The following is a 17,239-nucleotide window of genomic DNA, read 5'->3' on the forward strand; positions in this document are numbered from 1 at the left end:
GATACCTGTTTTACAGTTAAGAGAATTTTACCAGTACATGCTTTGCAGCAGGTTGGGATCTTTGTCCAGTTCCGGCTGCGGTACGGGCCAGAAATAATCGCGGGGTGCCACGAAAATGCGTTTGTCAGCCACCGCCCGTTTATAAAAAGCTGCATCCTGCTGGCTGGATCCTGCGCCGATGTTGAGTCCGTACAAATTGCCGTTATTGGTTTGCACCGCAATCTTCCAGCGCCGGCTGTCAAAATACCGGTGCCCTTCAAACGCCAGCTCAATCCTCCGCTCCTGCCAGATCTGCTTCCGCATTTCTTCCTTCGATAAGCCCTGGGGCAGATCGGGTATGCCGCCCCGCTTCCGGATGGCATTTACATAGGTATACACGTCGGATACAGGTCCCTGGCTTTCATTGAGCGCCTCCGCATAATTGAGGTATTGTTCTCCCAACCGGAACAGGATAAAGGTTTTCAAATCCCATCCTGTATTGGTTTGAATATTGATGAGCGGGTTGGCAAATTTCCGTAGCACATATCCGGTCTTGGAAAAATCAGTCGTATTCTTTGAAGCGCCATCTTTACCGCTGAAATACGTCTGGATCGCCGTTCCTTTCCATAAGGCTCCGGAGTAGTGTACACTGGCATAAAAACGGGGTTCCCGGGCCACGTACATATTGCTTACACCCGCCGGCCAGTATTTATATGCCTTGGCCGCAAAGCCATTTTCGGTATATCCCGTTTCGGTATTGATCACGGGAGAACCATCGGTATTATACCCGGTGATGACATCGCGTCCCAGGGTATCCCGGTAAGCATCTACCAGCTGCTGGGATACGGACATAATCGAAAACCCGCCGTAACTTAAAGGACTGGAGCACCGTTCGAGATGCTGATAGGCCTGGTGATTGGAGGCCCAAAGCACTTCCTTATTGTTATTCTGAAGAAACAGGTTGGTATAATTTTCCAACGGATCATTACTGGGTGCCGTATACAGCCCATATCCCGCAGCGGTGCAGGCGTCGATGCATTCTTTTGCCGCGTCTGCAGCCCGTTTCCATTTTCCGGCATCATATGCCTGCGGAAAGAGCGCACCGCCATCGGTATTGCGGAAATTCCTGAAATCGGGGTTACCGTTAAACAGCGGGCTGGCGGCATAGAGCAGTACCCTTGCCTTCAGTGCCAGCGCTGCAGCACGGGTAGCACGTCCTAACTGATCGCTGGTACGGGTGATGGGCAACAAGCCTGCTGCGGCTTCACATTCCTTTACGATAAAATCCACGCAGGAATCAACCGGCGACCGTTTGATCAATTTAAAATCATCATCAGGATTCTTCGACTTGTCCATAATGGGCATGGGACCATAAAGGCGGAAGATCATAAAATGATCGTACGCTCTTATAAAATGGGCTTCGCCGATCCAGTTATTCTTGTTCTCCTGCGTATACCCCTCCTGCAGTGGCAACTGGTCAATATTCTCCAGGAAAAGATCCGCTTTGCGGATGGTTTGGTAGGCAAACTGCCAGTTGTCCAAAATGTTCTGGGCATTCCATCCACCCCGGTTCATATTGTGTATATAACTGCCCGGAAAAGTAATTTCCATTTCATCGGAGCCACCGGTCCAGGGACTACGGGCCCAGGGATCCACGGGATTGATCTCCCAGGTTTGCCCTGCATACATGGATGTAAGAAAGGCTTGGGTATGCAAACGGCTGGCAAATACATCCTTTAAGGTAAGGTCCTCATCCGGTGTTTTATCCAGGTACTTTTTGCAGGAAAACAGGCATACTGCTGTAACAACTGCTATGAATAATTTTATTTTCATTGCTATAGGTTTAATGCATTAGTTAAAATTGAGCTGTAGTCCGAAATTCAATGCGCGCTGCAAAGGATACATGCCCAGGTTATCGCCATCCAGTCCCCGGTTGGTACCGTTGTTAGACTCCGGGTCAAGGAATTTCAGGTGGTCAAATGTGAGCAGGTTCGTACCATTGATAAAGACCCTGAAGGCGCTCAGCTTATACCGCCGGATCATCGCCGTGGGCAGACTATAACCAATCTCTGCATTTTTTAACCGCAGATAAGAAGCATCCCGCAGGTACTGCGAAGAGTACTGAAAATTGTTCGAATTATTGGCCGGCGTGGCAGCCGGATAACGGGCATCCGGATGATCCGGCGTCCAGCGGTTGTCGTAATATTCACGCAGGATATTATAACTGCCGGGGCCTCTCAAAAACGGATAGATGGACGGGCCCACGATAAAGATACTGGTGCGTGCAGCGCCGGAAAAGAATACACTTATATCAACACCCTTCCAGGCCACCGTTCCGCCAAATCCATACACGATCTCGGGTGTACGGGGATGGCCTTTCAGGAACATATAATCGTCTGCATTTACCACACCATCGCCATTTACATCTGCGAAGCGGATATCACCTGGGTAAACGGTGCTGGTAAATTGCTGGAGCGGACTTTGGTCGATCTCCTCCTGGTTGCGGAATAACCCGAGGGCCAACAATCCGTAGGGCGCACCGATCGGATGTCCTTTTCCCGATTGATACGGCACGTGTTTTACGGGTTCATCATTTTCGATGATTTCATTATGTGCATAGGTAAAATTGCCCATCAGCGAATAATACACGCCCCCTGCTGTGGGTTTATTCTGTAACTTAAGACTGGCATCCAGCCCTTTATTTTCAACCTCTCCCAGGTTTCCGTAAGGAACGATCCAGGGGAAAAAGCCGGATACAAAAGGAATGGTTTGCCGCTGCATCAGGATGCCGGTCCGCCGTTCGTGAAACGCATCCACCTGCAATTGGATCACATTATTGAGCAGTCCCAGATCCAATCCGATGTTCTTCTTTAACGAAGATTCCCAGGTTACATCTTCATATCCGATCTGCCCTTCATCATAACCCGGAAACTCCTGCTGGCTGGAACCGAACCAATAGGTGTTGGCATTTTTCTTTATCTGGGTCAGGTAAAGAAAGCGGGCCCCACCTATCTGATCATTCCCCACTTTACCAAAGGAGCCACGGATCTTCAGCTGATTGATCACATCCAGGTTCCAGAACTTTTCATTGGAAACAATCCAGCCGGCAGCTACCGAAGGGAAGAATCCAAAGCGTTTTCCGGGGGGAAAGTTTTCAGAACCGTTTACGCCAAAGTTGAACTCTACCAGGTACCGATTACTATACGCATAAGTAGCGCGTCCGGCATAACCCCGTCTCCGGTATGGCAGCCCGTTAATGGAGTTATCTGCAACGAGGTTGGTAAACTCGTTCTGGTTAAACAGCAGCAAGCCGTTTACATCATGCTTGCCTCCAAAACTGCGCTGATAATTTATAGAAGTTTCAATATAAGAATTGCGGTTATTATTGGCGGTGAATGGTCCATAGCCCAGGGTTCCGCCCTCGCGTACCACGCTGTACCGGTCTTCGCCGCTTACAGGATCCTTTCCCAGGTATTGCTTGATCTCATAATCCCGGATGCGGTTGATACCGCTGAAATTGTAATAATCGTACGCAAATTTTCCATTAATGGCGAGGCCCTTTGTAATGAGTTGCGACAGATCCCACTTGGCACCAAAAGTACCCTGCAGGGTATGGCGGGCCTGATCTGAATAGCCCCGTTGTGTTACCAGCGCCCAGGGATTCCTTCCCAGGTAGGAAGCGCCTCCGGCCACGGAGCCATCCGGGTTGGTAATCGGATACTGGATGGGCGAAATCACGGAAAGCGCGCTGAAGATATCCGGTGCACTGGAACCCGGGTAATGGCCATTTTGAATGATGGCGCCTAAACCAACGGTAATGCTGAGCGACTTAGAGAGGTTGGCATCGATATTAGACCGGAAGTTATACCGCTTCACATTGGCATTGGTGTTGTACTTGTTTAATCCGTCTGTATTATAGATGCCCGATTGCAACAGGAAGCCTACATTGGTATAATAACGTACCATTTCAGATCCGCCCGAAACACTCAGGTTGTTGATCGTTTGATAGGTATGTTTCTTTAAGATGGTATTGGTCCAGTCTATATTCGGATGAAAATACGGATCACTACCGTCCGCATATTTTTGCAGATCCTCTTGGGTGTATTGCGGGGGTAATCCTACATGCTGTAATGCTTCATTTAAGAGCCCTGCATAAGCCGCGCCATCAATGTATTCCGGCATGCGAAGCGAGGTTAGCTGGGCACCTTCCGCCCTGAAGGTAATGGCCGGCTTACCAACCTTACCTTTCTTTGTATTGATAAGAATCACACCATTGGCCCCACGCACCCCGTAAACGGCCGTGGCCGAAGCATCTTTCAGTATCGTAAAGCTTTCGATCTCCTGGGTAGTAATGTTGTTCATGTCCCGCTCCACTCCGTCTACAAGGATCAGTGGCGCCTGGTTACCGGCAAAGGTGGCTACCCCGCGAATAAATACCTGGGCCTGATCATAACCGGGCTCTCCACTGCTCTGACGGGTAATGATGCCCGGCAATTTTCCTCCGATCGCATTGGAAAGCGAAGGCGCCGGTACCTGCTGCAGCTGCGACACAGATAATTCGGAAACGGCCCCCGTAACCGTCAGCTTCTTTTGCGTACCATACCCGATCACCACCACTTCATTTAATTTTTGCTGGTTTTCATCCGGATAAAGCACCACGGCAATATTCCGGCGGCTTCCGGGTACGATCCTTTGTTCAAGATAGCCCACAAAGGTCACCAGTACCGTATCTGTTTCACTGCTCATTTCAATCATAAAATTTCCGCTCACATCGGTAAGCGTGCCCCGGGCTCCGGACCGGAGTGCTGTTACCGAAGCACCCGGCACGGGCTTTTTTGCAGGGTCGGTTACCGTACCGCGCAGTACCCAGCTTTTCTCAGGAAGGGTATCCTGCAGCGCATTAAAAGGATCGTGCAACGGAGCATTGCCGCCCCAGGCCGGCCGGCATACTGCCAGCGTGCAAACGGCCCATAAAACCACCAGGTAATACCGCCGCGAAAAACGGCGAAGAGGAAGGGTTCGTTTTTGGTTCATAAACTATAGATTATTAAAAATTACAGGAAGTCCTGCTGATAAATACGCGACTCATAAAAAGCTTAATCGTTTAAATAAAGGCATTTAAAAATATCCGTTATAAGCAATCAGCCACCCCCTTCTTAAATGCCTGTTTTTCTCCTCCGGACCCTGCCGGATTTTCATCAAAGCTTAATCGTTTAAGTAAAAATAGGTTTTTTTTATATTCCTGCAAAAAATCGGCGGCTGATTTCAAAAATCATGTACCTCCCATTTTTAATCCACCCGGGAATCCACCTACTGATACATCGTAATCATTTTCCTGCTGCGACTTTATTGCTGCTCCGTTGATACAAAAAAGGCGCGGGATGATTACCCGCGCCTTCTATGATGTTTAATGGATGTTGACTATGCTTTTTTCATTTTATAGCCGTTGGTTGCGTAGTACAGGATGAACAGGAATAAGGGAATCGGCACCAAAAATCCTTTTGCCATTCCATACGTATCGGAAATAGCACCCATGATGGGCGGAAATACGGCACCACCTGCTACCGACATTACCAGGTATGCGGCCGCCTGTTTGGTACTGGTGCCCATGCCTTTGATGGCAAGTGCAAAGATGGTAGGAAACATAATGGACATAAAGAAGAATACGCCATATAACGCAATAAGCGAAGGCCATCCTTTTTCTGCTGAAACCACGGGTAGCAGCACACATACGGCAAGGGCGTACAATGCCAGCAGCCTGGTTGGTTTAAAATACTTCATCAATATACTGCCGGTGATCCTTCCCAGCATAAACAATGCAAAACCGATCGATAAAAAATAAGGTCCGTATTTTGTATCCCACCGGGGCGACATATCATGATCGGTTACAAAATTGATCAGGTAACTAAATACACCTGTTTGTGCCGCCACATAACAGGCCTGCGCCGCTACCCCTAACGCAAAATGCCGCTTGCTCCATACGGATTTAGTTGCAGTCATCTCACCACCGTTAACCGGCAAAATTTCCGGATCATCGCCGGGTGTCGCAGATGCCCCATGACCGTGCGCAGCGTTCTCATCTTCCTCGGTTATTTCAGGTAATTTCAGGCGCATAAAAATAAACGCTACCGCCAGCACCGCCAAACCGATAATAGCAAAGGGCAATACAATCGAAATCATTTTTTCACCTTCTACATGACTTTGATTCCCGTATACATACAGGGCGATCAATGGTCCCACCACCCAGGCCAGGCCGTTGAACGACTGGGAAAAATTGATCCGCCGCTCTGCGGTTTCCGCTGGTCCCAGCTTGGTGGTATATGGGTTGGCAGCAGTTTCGAGTGTGGTCAAACCAGCACCAATAACCAGTAAACAGCATAAAAAGCATACAAAGGACTCCAGGGGAGCCGTAGCAGCCGCCAGCAAGGCGCCGCCGGAGAAAAGCAATAATCCAAATATCACCCCCTTCTTATAGCCATACTTTTTCATAAAAATTGCGGCGGGCATAGCCATACAAAAATAGGCACCGTATAAGGAGAACTGGATAAAGCTGGATTGCCACTTTTTCAGGTGCAACATTTCCTGAAAGTTCTTGTCCAATGTGTCCAGCATTCCGTGTGCTACCCCCCAAAGAAAAAACAATGCACTGATCGCTGCAAATGGCGCCGCATAGTTCACACCGTCCCGGATAAAAAGTGATTTCTTTTTGCTCATGTCAATTTTATAAGTTGGATAAATGGATGCATCGAAGCGTGTTCATCGTACAATCCGTACCAATGAATAGCAGCCCCTGCAAACCAAACCGGATCGCAACCGGCCTGCGCAGAAAGATGGTCTTGCTTTTTTTCATCGACATCGCGGATCGTTTTTAGCTTTAATAAGACGGTAAAATACATCTTTTTACAGAATCCCGTTCGCCCTTGTTAAGATAAGCTATAAAAATGTGAATTTTGTTTATAGCGGTTCTGTTGTCAGCCGTCAGCTATTGGCTGTCAGCTATTAGTCATCAGCTACCAGTAATGCACTTCACTATTCTCGGTTCACGATTCATGATCAACCGGCAGCCTCTTTACCGGTACAAGGGACCATATACCGAGCAGGCCCTATAGTCTGAGCCTTCGGTATCCATACCAAAGGCACCCCAGGCCGAGGGCCGGAATATTTTTTCTGCGGCCACATTGTGCATGGCCACCGGTATGCGCAGCATCGCAGCAAGCGTGATCAGCTGGTCGCCGATATGGCCATAGCTGATGGCTCCGTGGTTGGCCCCCCAGTTAGCCATTACTGCATATACATCTTTAAAGGGGCCCGTTCCTGTGAGGTTGGGTACAAACCAGGTCGTAGGCCAGATCCGGTCGGTACGCTCATTTAAAATAGCATGTACCTTACCGGGCAGGTCGATGGTATATCCTTCTGCAATCTGCAACACCGGCCCCTGCCCTTTTACCAGGTTTAACCGGCACATGGTCACCGGCATTTCGCCCTTTGTAAGAAAGGTGGAGGAATAGCCACCGCCCCGCATATAATCGCGGTTGGAAGGACTCCATGTGGTTGCCGCCAGGCAAGCCTCAGCCTCCGCCGGCCGGATCTCCCAAAAGGGTTTCATTGCCGGCTTCCCGTTCCGGGACTGCTGCCCCGTTCCGTCTAATGTAGCGGAACCGGAATTGATCAGGTGGATAAACCCATCCTGTGCACGTCCTTCCGGCTTCCACCCGGATACCCGTTCTGTTGCTTCCGGGCTCCAGTAGGTACGCACATCGGCAAAAATCTGCGCGGTATTGGTGAGCAGGTAATTGAACAGCATGGACACACCATTGTAGCAATCGTTTTCTGTAGCTACCATATACGGACTCCGGATGCCATTCCAGTCAAACGAAGAATTGAGCATTGCTTCCGAAAAATCGCCGTCGGGCAGGAAATCGGTCCATTGCCGCTGCCCCTGAAAACCCGATACCAGGGCATGGTGGCCCTGTGCTTCTTCTGCAAATCCCATTTCCTTCAGGCGGGGATTACCGATCATAAGATCGCGGATGATCATCGTCATCTTTACCACAAACTCCCAGTCTTTATCCTTTTCCTTTCTTGATTTTATCTTCTCCTTACGGTTATAATCCTTTCCCTCTTTACAATACTTCTTTACCCATGCCATGGCTTTTTTAAACTCTGCCGGATCAAAGATATTGAGCTGGATTCGTCTCAGGATCTCTGATGAATCTACATATTCATTGCGCATGCCCAGGTATTCCTGGAAAAACGCCGGGTCTACGATGGAACCGGCAATGCCCATCGATACCGAACCCACGGCCAGGTATGCCTGTCCTTTCATCAGGGCCACGGCCATACCAGCTCTTGCAAAGCCAAGCAGCTTTTCTTCCACATCTGCGGGAATGGAGGTATCGCCCATATCCTGCACATCGCGGCCATAGATCCCAAAACAAGGCAGACCTTTTTGGTTGTGTGCGGCCAGTGTTGCCGCCAGGTATACGGCACCCGGCCGTTCCGTTCCGTTAAATCCCCAGATGGCCTTGGGTATTGCCGGATTCATGTCCATGGTTTCGGAACCATAGCACCAGCAGGGGGTTACCGATAAAGACACGCCCACATTGCTGGCCGCAAATTTTACAGCACAGGCTGCGGCTTCCGCCACGCCACCAATACAGGTGTCGGCAATGACACATTCCACCGGCGTTCCGTCGGGATACCGGAGATGCCGGGCATATAATGCTGCGACGGCTTTGGCCATTCCCATAGTTGTTGCTTCCAAAGATTCCCGGATACCTCCCAAACGCCCGTCGATAATGGGCCGGATGCCTATTTTAGGATATGAATGCTTGCTTGTTCTTTGTTTTACTTTCATTGTTTCGTTGTTGCTGGATACTGATTATTGATAGCTTGTTCCCTGGTACCGGAGTCTTGCTGCACGCCCCCGGTGTGCGTTCCCGGCTCACTGTTATTTACCAAATACTTTTTCGATGTCATCTGCAGATACACCCAATACTTTTTGTGCGATGGCATTCAGTGCGGCTTTATCGCCGGTAAAATGATATACACTGTGCTTATGTGTTTGTGTAGCTCCCGGCTTCAGAAAGGCTGCCGGGGATACACTTTCAATTTCATAGAACGGTCCCATCTGTTTTCCGTCGGCCAACGGTCCGTCGTTGTAGGCATTCATTGCATCGCCGCTAAACGGCGCCCGGTCTGTACGCCATTCCTGGTTTAAATATTTCCCTGCGGGATCGATGTCGTATTTTACGATGGTAAGTACATTGCCAATGGCATCATAGCTGCCGGCCACATCTTTTACTCGTGCCGGCGGAATGCCCAGTTTACCGCGTGATTTACCATCTGCTTTAAAATACAACAGCCCATTGCTGTACCGGATGCGGTCTTTTGCGATCTCTCCGAAATAATCGGTAGTGGCTACTTTTCCGGTGGCATTGTCCTGGTAGGGAATCACGATGGTACAGGCCTCGGAGGGCATAAACATATCCAGGTTCCACATACAGGGAGCACCGGTCTTTTCATCCCAGGCCGTGGTTCCGCTGTTGGTGATACTGTTTACGGTTTTAAAGGCAACCGATTTAACACCCGAGCTTAATGACAGTCCGAGGTCTGATGCGATTGCCGTCGCCCCGATCAGCGATACCTGCCGCACCGCTTTTAATTGCAGGGCCGTGCCGGTATAGTTTTGCAGGTTCATGACTTTGCTCATGGAAACGGACGCCGCGTCAGCGCCATCCAGCGTCCAGGGTTCTGTGTCAATGGGTGCGGGCGTTTTCCAGTTTGTAAATTCCATTTTTGTACCCGGCTTAAAGTACAGGGAGAATACGCCTCCCTCAGGACCCAGCCACAAGCGGTCTTCTCCGCCATAGGCATTCATATGTGCATCTTCAGGGCCTTCAAATGCTTTATAATTAACCCATCCGAAGCTCTTACCCAACAGTCCGTCTGCAGTAGAGGTGAACACCTTGGCCTGATAACGGGGCGAAACAATGACCTGACTGGCACCGTCAGTGCTTTTCAGCACAATGAGCCCGCTGTCCTTTTGCTGGAGGAACTGCGCATCATACCCAAAGCTTCCCGGAGTGTGGTTTTCCATAACTGTATTGGTTTTTGTTGAGTCGGCCGCAGCCCCCGGCGCTTTTGTGTCGCTATTGCAAGATACCAGCACAGCGGTGGCGGCTATCACAGAAAGTGTATTTTTTATCTTCATGTGTTTGTTTTTTGTTGAGGAACAGCTGTCGAATAACGAAAGGAAGCAGTAAAAACGTTGACGGTAGAATGTACGTTATCGGGTTATATCGTTCAGCTTCCGGTACCCGGTTTTAAGAAGCGGATAACTAAGAACGGCAGATTGATAGCCGTCTCTCCCTTCCGCTTTAATTCACTTCCAGTATATCCATCTCCGGTAGTTTAGGGAACTTTTTATGCGGCTCGGTCTGGTACCAATAAGCCACCGTTATAATATCGGAGTGCTGTGGCAGGTAACGCCCACCCGATTTCCATCCCAGGTCCTGTATAGTTACCTTCAGCTCCTTATCGAACCGGATGGGATCCATAATATGCCAGCGGTACATACCAAAGCGCATCTGCGAACCGTAAAGCCCGTCGGGCTTTAGTACCTGGTGCAATCCGGCATAGGCGGTTGAGAACTCCTGGTACTGCCGGGTCCGTTTGTTTTCGAAATTATACGAACCACAGAAATAATCCTCAGTACCGGTACCTACGATGGTTGCATAATCATCATCACCATCCATAAAGAATTTGATCTCTCCTTCGCCCCACCAGCCATTGTTTGTAACGCCAATGCCCATATAAGTGCCTACATACTGGCCTTTTCCTTTTACCCCATCCAGGATGGTGTGCAGGGAGCCCATATTCGGTTTGCTGCGGCGGTACTGTGCATGAAAATAGCCTTCATCTGGACCTACATCGGTAAGGGTGTAATCTACCTGGTAATACAAGCGCATCGGCTGGGTATCGAGGTTCTGCATGGTGATCTTACAATTCTTACGGAACGGCATTTTCCAGTAGCTGTTGAAGGCGCTGCCCGGGTTTACCGTCATTGCCAGGGAATTCAGCGGAGAAAATTCATTCCACCCGATGCCGAAGAACGGGCCTACGGGGCTTTCGATCGAAGGATCCGATTCCCCATCATAATAAACCCTGAATATTGAAAAATTAAAATTCCCGGTTGGGGTCATCCAGATATGCTGTACGGCTCCCGGACCGGCGATATCCGCCATCGTAAAGGTTTCGCCCGGTTCGATGATGATAAAGGGATTTACCTTCCAACCCTTTCCAAGATCGCGCGCCTCATTCGCCGCATTGGCAATGTTGCGCTTTCCTTTATCCCGCACCGGATCCGCCATCCCCCCTTTTCCTTTTTCACCGGTAAAGTTCTCCGGGCTGATAGAACGGGTTTTTGCATCTGAAAGACGCGACAGGTTTCCCAGGCTCATATTAAGCCCGTTAAATTTTTCCTGCTGGGCAAAGCCGTAGCAAAATGCAATTACAGATAAGAACAGGAGTCCAATTTTTTTCATACAGACATTTTTTAATGAACAATCGTAAAAATAGAAAAAGCTTATACGTTTAAGCAAAAATAATAAGTTTCTTTATAATCACAAATTTATTCTTCCGGCGCAGGGGCTTTCCCTAATTGCCGCCTTATCAACCGGAGGTCTTACAAGCCCCGCGTTGTACGCCGGCTGCTGCTTTCGCCTTTTATGATCACCGAAGGAACCGTGATTTTAGTGTATTTTTTGCTGCGGGAATCAATGGATTGCATCAGCGACTGCACCGCATTTTCGCTGATAGACTGAAGATTTTGTTTTATATAGGTAATGGAGGAATAGAAAAAATCAAACACATCGCTTTCGTCAAAACTGATCACCCCCAGGTCCTGCGGCACTTTAATGCCCCGTGCATGGATCACTTTCAGCGACTGCACGGAGATACTGTTGGTGGCAAAAACAAGAGCGTCTACGGCTCGCCCTTTTGCATCCAGAAAGCCGTCCAGCGCAGCGGCAACATGCTCCTTATAATTGCCATAAGGTACCTTCGCCATCCATTTCGAATTGAACTTAATGCCGCTGTCTTTTAAGGCGTCCTTGTAGCCGGCAATACGGTCCATCATATGCGTCAGCGTTGTATCATAAGCAATAATACCGGGCTTTTTATACCCGTTCCGGATCAGCAGTTTAACCGCATTGTACATTGCATCATGATTGTCTGTAACCACCGCATTGGTTTCAATTTCGCTAAATCCACGGTCCATTAACACAAACGGAACGCCCTTGTTCCGGAGCTCCTCGATCTGCGCCTGCGATCCGGCTACCGGGGTAATGATCAACCCATCCACCTGGCGGTTCAGGAAGGTATTGATCAGGTTCTGTGATTTTTCCAGTTGTTCATCACTGCTGCCAAACAGTACTGTGTATCCCCGCTTCTGGGCTTCCAGTTCGATGATGCGGGCCAGCATTGCAAAAAACGGGTTGGAGATATCTGCCACAATAAGGCCAAGGGTATGTGTTTTTCCAAATTTCAGCCCCCGCGCGATCAGGTTCGGCTGGTAGTTCATTTCCGCTGCCACTTTTTTTATCCGCTTTGCTGCCGCCTCCCCCACCCGGGCTTCCTTCTCCTTGCCATTGAGCACATAAGATACCAGGGCGGTAGATACACCTACTTTTTGCGCGATATCTTTCAACGATACACGTTTCTTTATCATGAACCTCTTTTATTGAATGATCATTTGCCGATGTTCCATAACTCCATTTCTCATAAGAACAGTCGATTATTACCTAAATTACAAAAATTGGAATTATTGACTGAATAAAATATTTTCTGCGTTGTTTATTTTCAGATTTTTGAATTCCTGTCCTGTGGGCACCACCTTCTATCACACCGCTCCGACTGCAAACCCGCCCCTGTAGCAACGTCCGGATGCTGCTTGCCCTTATTCCTCCTGCAACCCGCACCATTACCCCTACGCGCTTTACAACTGCCGTTCTGATCCGCCGGCAGCCGGATTGCGTAGCCCCCGGGGTTCGTGCACACTCCTCCGGCGGATCACTACTCCTGCTTTTCTTTTACTAACTGCACCCGGTCAAATTCCAGCACGGGCTGCGGATCATTCGTCCGGAAGAGCAGGTTCACCGGTATGGACCTGTCGGTTATTACGATTTCGCCAACCAGCAGGTCTGCCGGTGCCTCCTTCACGTTAACCGGTACCGCTTTCCAGTCCCCGGCGCTTACCGCATCCGCAATACGCACTTCCAGGTGAGCCGGGGCCTGCTTCAGCTGGTGCAGGAATACCCGGTATGTTCCCGGTGGCACTTCGGTTACATTTATATTCAGGCTTGCGTTTTCCTTCCCAACCAATGTGGCCACATCCCGCCGGAGCTGCAGGTTACCATTGTAGGTCAGGTGCCGCATCAGGCGGGTATAAAACGTAATGGTGTCTGGTATATATAACCGCGTATGTTCATTGTCCGGGATCATGGAACGGGCAATGGCGTGGTCTGCAAAATACAGCGCTACAGAAGTATACTGTACCGGCCGGTTGTTATTTACCGGCCCGTGTTCTATGGTATGTTCTATGCTTTTATAGAACGGCATTTTATCCATTAAAAAGAACCGGTACCCCCCAGTGCGGCCCAGGGGCAGCGAATAATCCAAACAGCCGCTCAATGGTGCACCCAACCGTTCTACCCAGCCTCCCGGCTGCGCATACCAGCCGCCATTAAAATAATCTTCGGAGCCGGTGCCATGTGCCGTCATGCTTCCATCAATGGCGGTATAATCATCTCCTTCAAAGAATTCAGTGAAATTGGTACAATCCGTAGCCTGCCCTTGCAGCAGGGTTCCGATATAATGTCCGCGCCCGTTGCCTTCCAAAAAAACATAGGGCGCTCCTTCCGGGGGGCGTTCATTTTTCCAGTAAGCATAGAAGCGGCCTTCTGTTGCAGCATTCCGTTGTTCCTTCGAGTAATAGATGGTAACGGAAAGATCAACCGGTTTCAGTGCTGCATCCCCGCCCCGGTAGACTAGTTCAATGGTAGCTTCCCGGTCGAAGGGCATCGGAATATAACTATATGCCTTTGCACTGGTGGCACCCAGCAGCAGGCTTTCCATCGACCGGGAGCCATAGGCAAATCCAAAGAAATCCGCCACAGGAACCAGCACCGCCGGCACCGCATCTCCATCCCAGCGGATCCTCAGGTCCAGTTGCTTCCAGCTACCGCTGAAAGCCGCAGCCGGTTTCAGCTCGATACCCAGGATCCTTCCTCCCTGCCGGAAGGTGGCCGCCACACCGGTCTTTCCCGGCGCAAGTGTTATTGTTTTTGTGAGTGAAGCGGGAGCTGCGGCATAAAAATTCCGGATATCGCGGTCTGGGTTGTTCCACAGGGCAACGACCTTTTTGAGTGCTGCCGCACTACCGGATATAGCTGCTTTTTGAAAGCTGCGTACCTGGTATCGCTGGTCATAGGTACGGTACTGGATCTGGTGAAACAGGATCTTTGCACCACGGAACACGATCTTGCAACGTTTGCTATACGGTATCGGAACATAGCTGTAAAAACCGCCCACTTTATGCGCAGCCAATGGCGCCAGGAAAGGCGGCACGGTTCCGTTAAAAAGATCCCGGAATTTAACCGACAGCCCCGGCCGGGTATTTCCATCAAAATAAAAATCGAGCGTGTCATCGGTAGGCGTGGGTGTCCAGATCCGTTCGATGACTCCCTGCCCCTGCTGATCAAAGATCACCAGGCCGCCCGGTTCCTTTCGCAGGTAAGAGTACTTTCCGCCAAAACCGTCGTCATTACCGCCTGTGGTATCATAGGACGACACCTGCTTTACCAGGGTACCATCCAGGTAACGGGGCAACACTTTCAGATCTGAAAGACGGGCCGATTCGGTTGCGAAGGTTACCGGAATCTGTGCGCACAGGGCTGTGATCATCCCCGGAATGCATATCAGCAAATAACACACTATACGTTTCATACGCTGTACTTAATCGTTAAAGCAAAAATAGATACAAGCGTTGTATTTACCAAAGATTTCCGGCTGGCGGGTCCGGGACGCGGCATCTTTTGCGGGAACGACCGTTTTTTCCGGTTTACAATTGTATACGAGCCTGTATGCCCCTGCTGTCGTTTTCGAACTGCAGCAGCAAGGTATTTGAGGCTGCATCCCAATCGTTCTTTATTAACCGGGCTGGGGTACCATCACGGGTAAGCGTTATTGTTTTGGGGCTTGCAGGCAGGTAAATACGCATTGCATTCATGGTGCCGGTGGGACTCTTTAGCAGGAAGGTATACAGCCCCTGCCGGTACCGTTCTTCATAGGCGCGCCCGGCCGCAGCCAGGATCAGCGGGTTTTTATTTTTTATCGTTTTCAGGTCGTATAAAAAGGCCTGCTGCCCGGGCTGCAGTTCCTTCTGCGTGAGCACCGGCAGCTCCGGATCGAAAAGATCTACAAGCGGTCCCTTCAGCAGCAACGGTTTTTTATCATCGTTTTCATCCAACGCAGCCGCTATAATATAGGGGCCCCGCTTTAAAATGAAATGATTTTTTTCTTCCAGTGTGCCGGCTCCTGAACGGGCGTAGGCTTTTTTTACCAATGCCAGGAACGCTGTATCCCGCCCCGGTTCCAATACAAGTTCTTTCGGATCCATGCGGGTAACCACCACCCAGCCGTTACCGGTTTTTACAAATCCCGGCTGCCCTTCGCTGAAATGAAACAGCCGGAACAGGTCTTCCGACGGAGTTTTATAGCTAAGCCCGTTGCTGTTCCACCATTCGCTTACCGATTGAAACGGATCGTTATCGCGCCCGTAATAAAGCAGTATGCCACCCGAACGTACCCACCTGTTTAACACCTGGTGGTACTGCTGCGATAAGGGTTTCATATTAGCATAGCTCATGATCAATACCCGGATATCCTTCAGTACATGGGCCTGTTCCAGGTTTTCCATATGCACCGTTTCCACCGGAATGCCCTTCTTCAGCAATGGCAGGGCCATTCCATAAAAATTGGAAAGCTGCGGATCTTCGTATCCGGCATGCGTGGGAAAGCGCTGGAACATCATCGAGTTGGAAACCAGCACACCGATTCCATGACTGCCGCTGATCTTATTGGACGACAACGGCATTGTATTAAGTGCGTTTACCATTACCTGCATCTGGGTGGCGTAGGCTTTGGAAATGGGCTGTCGTACGCTATCGTTTTCCAGCTTAAAACGCCCCTGATAAATGCGGTTAGGCCAGGGCATTACCTCATAGTTGGCCACTGTTGGATACAGCAGTTGTGCAGTAAATGTAGCCTGGTAATTCTTTTTATAATCGTCCCAGGTACGGGGCCAGTCTTCAATAGGGTCCGTAAGAAAGAACATTTTTTTACCGGCAGGCGCGGTCATGGATACCATGGATCCATATTCGAGGAATGCATTTTCAAATACCCGCTCCTTTTTCACGCCGTTGTAATATACCGGCTCCCTTGAAGTACCCGTCCACACCTGTGCAATGTATCCATCCATGTCTTTAAGAGACGCCAGACTTGCCTCCGGACTTACAATGCGCCAGGAAGCGTAGTTCAGCAGCGAGTGTGTAGGCACATAACAGCGCACGACCTTTCCCTGGCTCCTGGCATAGGTTTTTACATAGGAAAAGGCTTCCTGAAGGGTACGAAGGTATAAATGATACTTGAGCTTGGAAGACAGATAGGTCGCTTCCGGCGATTCGTGCTGCGGTCTCCACGCCGATCCGTAATACTGCTGCCACTCTTTTTTAAATGCAGTGCTGTAACCGGCTCTTGCCCAAAACTCCGGTTCCTCCAGGTGAATGGCGGTTACGCCCGCATCAATGGCCCGTTTCAGATGTGTTTTGATGTACCGGAGATAATTTTCGGAAGGCACAATATACGGCACATCCTTTCCATGCCAGATCGTGTCGCCGTTTTGTTGTACCTGCCCCTCATCAAAATGGGGTTTCCCATCAAAAGCACCTTTAAAATAATCCTGGTACTGGCCCCAGGCGATGCCGGTCATAAAATGCACCTGGTATCCCTTATCCCGCCAGCCTTTTACACGCTTTTCAAATGCGCCCCCCGCATCATTGATCCCATATACAATAGCCACATCCGAACGTACATCATAAACTTCATTCCAGGGGGCGGCGATCTGAAAGGCGGTTTTCTCCTGGGCCTGCACTGCGCTTGGCTGCAATAAGGCCACGAGAAGTATCCATCTCCAAAATCT

General features: G+C 49.8%; 9 protein-coding genes. All 9 read right to left on the reverse strand.

The window, feature by feature from the left end; translation table 11 throughout:
- Nucleotides 1-27: 27 nt before the first annotated feature.
- Nucleotides 28-1,812 (reverse strand): RagB/SusD family nutrient uptake outer membrane protein, encoded by a 1,785-nt coding sequence (locus LQ567_RS21530; protein WP_231007855.1) that lies wholly within the window; start codon nucleotides 1,810-1,812, stop codon nucleotides 28-30.
- A gap of 18 nt (nucleotides 1,813-1,830) precedes the next feature.
- Nucleotides 1,831-5,013, reverse strand: a complete 3,183-nt coding sequence (locus tag LQ567_RS21535; protein WP_231007856.1) for a SusC/RagA family TonB-linked outer membrane protein — start codon at nucleotides 5,011-5,013, stop codon at nucleotides 1,831-1,833.
- Between the two features lie 387 nt (nucleotides 5,014-5,400).
- The gene (locus LQ567_RS21540; RefSeq protein ID WP_231007859.1) at nucleotides 5,401-6,693 is read right to left on the reverse strand and encodes a sugar MFS transporter; all 1,293 of its coding nucleotides are present in this window, start codon (nucleotides 6,691-6,693) and stop codon (nucleotides 5,401-5,403) included.
- A 355-nt stretch (nucleotides 6,694-7,048) separates the two neighbouring features.
- A complete protein-coding gene (locus LQ567_RS21545) occupies nucleotides 7,049-8,836 on the reverse strand; it encodes an L-fucose isomerase (protein WP_231007861.1) in 1,788 nt (595 codons plus the stop codon).
- Nucleotides 8,837-8,929: 93 nt separating this feature from the next.
- Nucleotides 8,930-10,192 carry a DUF6786 family protein gene (locus LQ567_RS21550; protein WP_231007862.1) on the reverse strand — a complete coding sequence of 421 codons (1,263 nt, stop codon included), beginning with the start codon at nucleotides 10,190-10,192 and terminating at the stop codon, nucleotides 8,930-8,932.
- 166 nt (nucleotides 10,193-10,358) lie between these two features.
- Nucleotides 10,359-11,525, reverse strand: a complete 1,167-nt coding sequence (locus LQ567_RS21555; protein WP_231007864.1) for a glycoside hydrolase family 172 protein — start codon at nucleotides 11,523-11,525, stop codon at nucleotides 10,359-10,361.
- Nucleotides 11,526-11,665: 140 nt separating this feature from the next.
- On the reverse strand, nucleotides 11,666-12,709 hold the full coding sequence (locus LQ567_RS21560) for a LacI family DNA-binding transcriptional regulator (RefSeq protein WP_231007865.1): 1,044 nt from the start codon (nucleotides 12,707-12,709) through the stop codon (nucleotides 11,666-11,668).
- Nucleotides 12,710-13,053: 344 nt separating this feature from the next.
- Nucleotides 13,054-14,985 (reverse strand): glycoside hydrolase family 172 protein, encoded by a 1,932-nt coding sequence (locus LQ567_RS21565; RefSeq protein ID WP_231007867.1) that lies wholly within the window; start codon nucleotides 14,983-14,985, stop codon nucleotides 13,054-13,056.
- A gap of 115 nt (nucleotides 14,986-15,100) precedes the next feature.
- A complete protein-coding gene (locus tag LQ567_RS21570) occupies nucleotides 15,101-17,215 on the reverse strand; it encodes a hypothetical protein (protein ID WP_394800427.1) in 2,115 nt (704 codons plus the stop codon).
- Between the last annotated feature and the right edge of the window lie 24 nt (nucleotides 17,216-17,239).

It is taken from the genome of Niabella pedocola (genome assembly GCF_021044425.1).
In the GTDB taxonomy this organism is placed as follows: Bacteria; Bacteroidota; Bacteroidia; order Chitinophagales; family Chitinophagaceae; genus Niabella; species Niabella pedocola.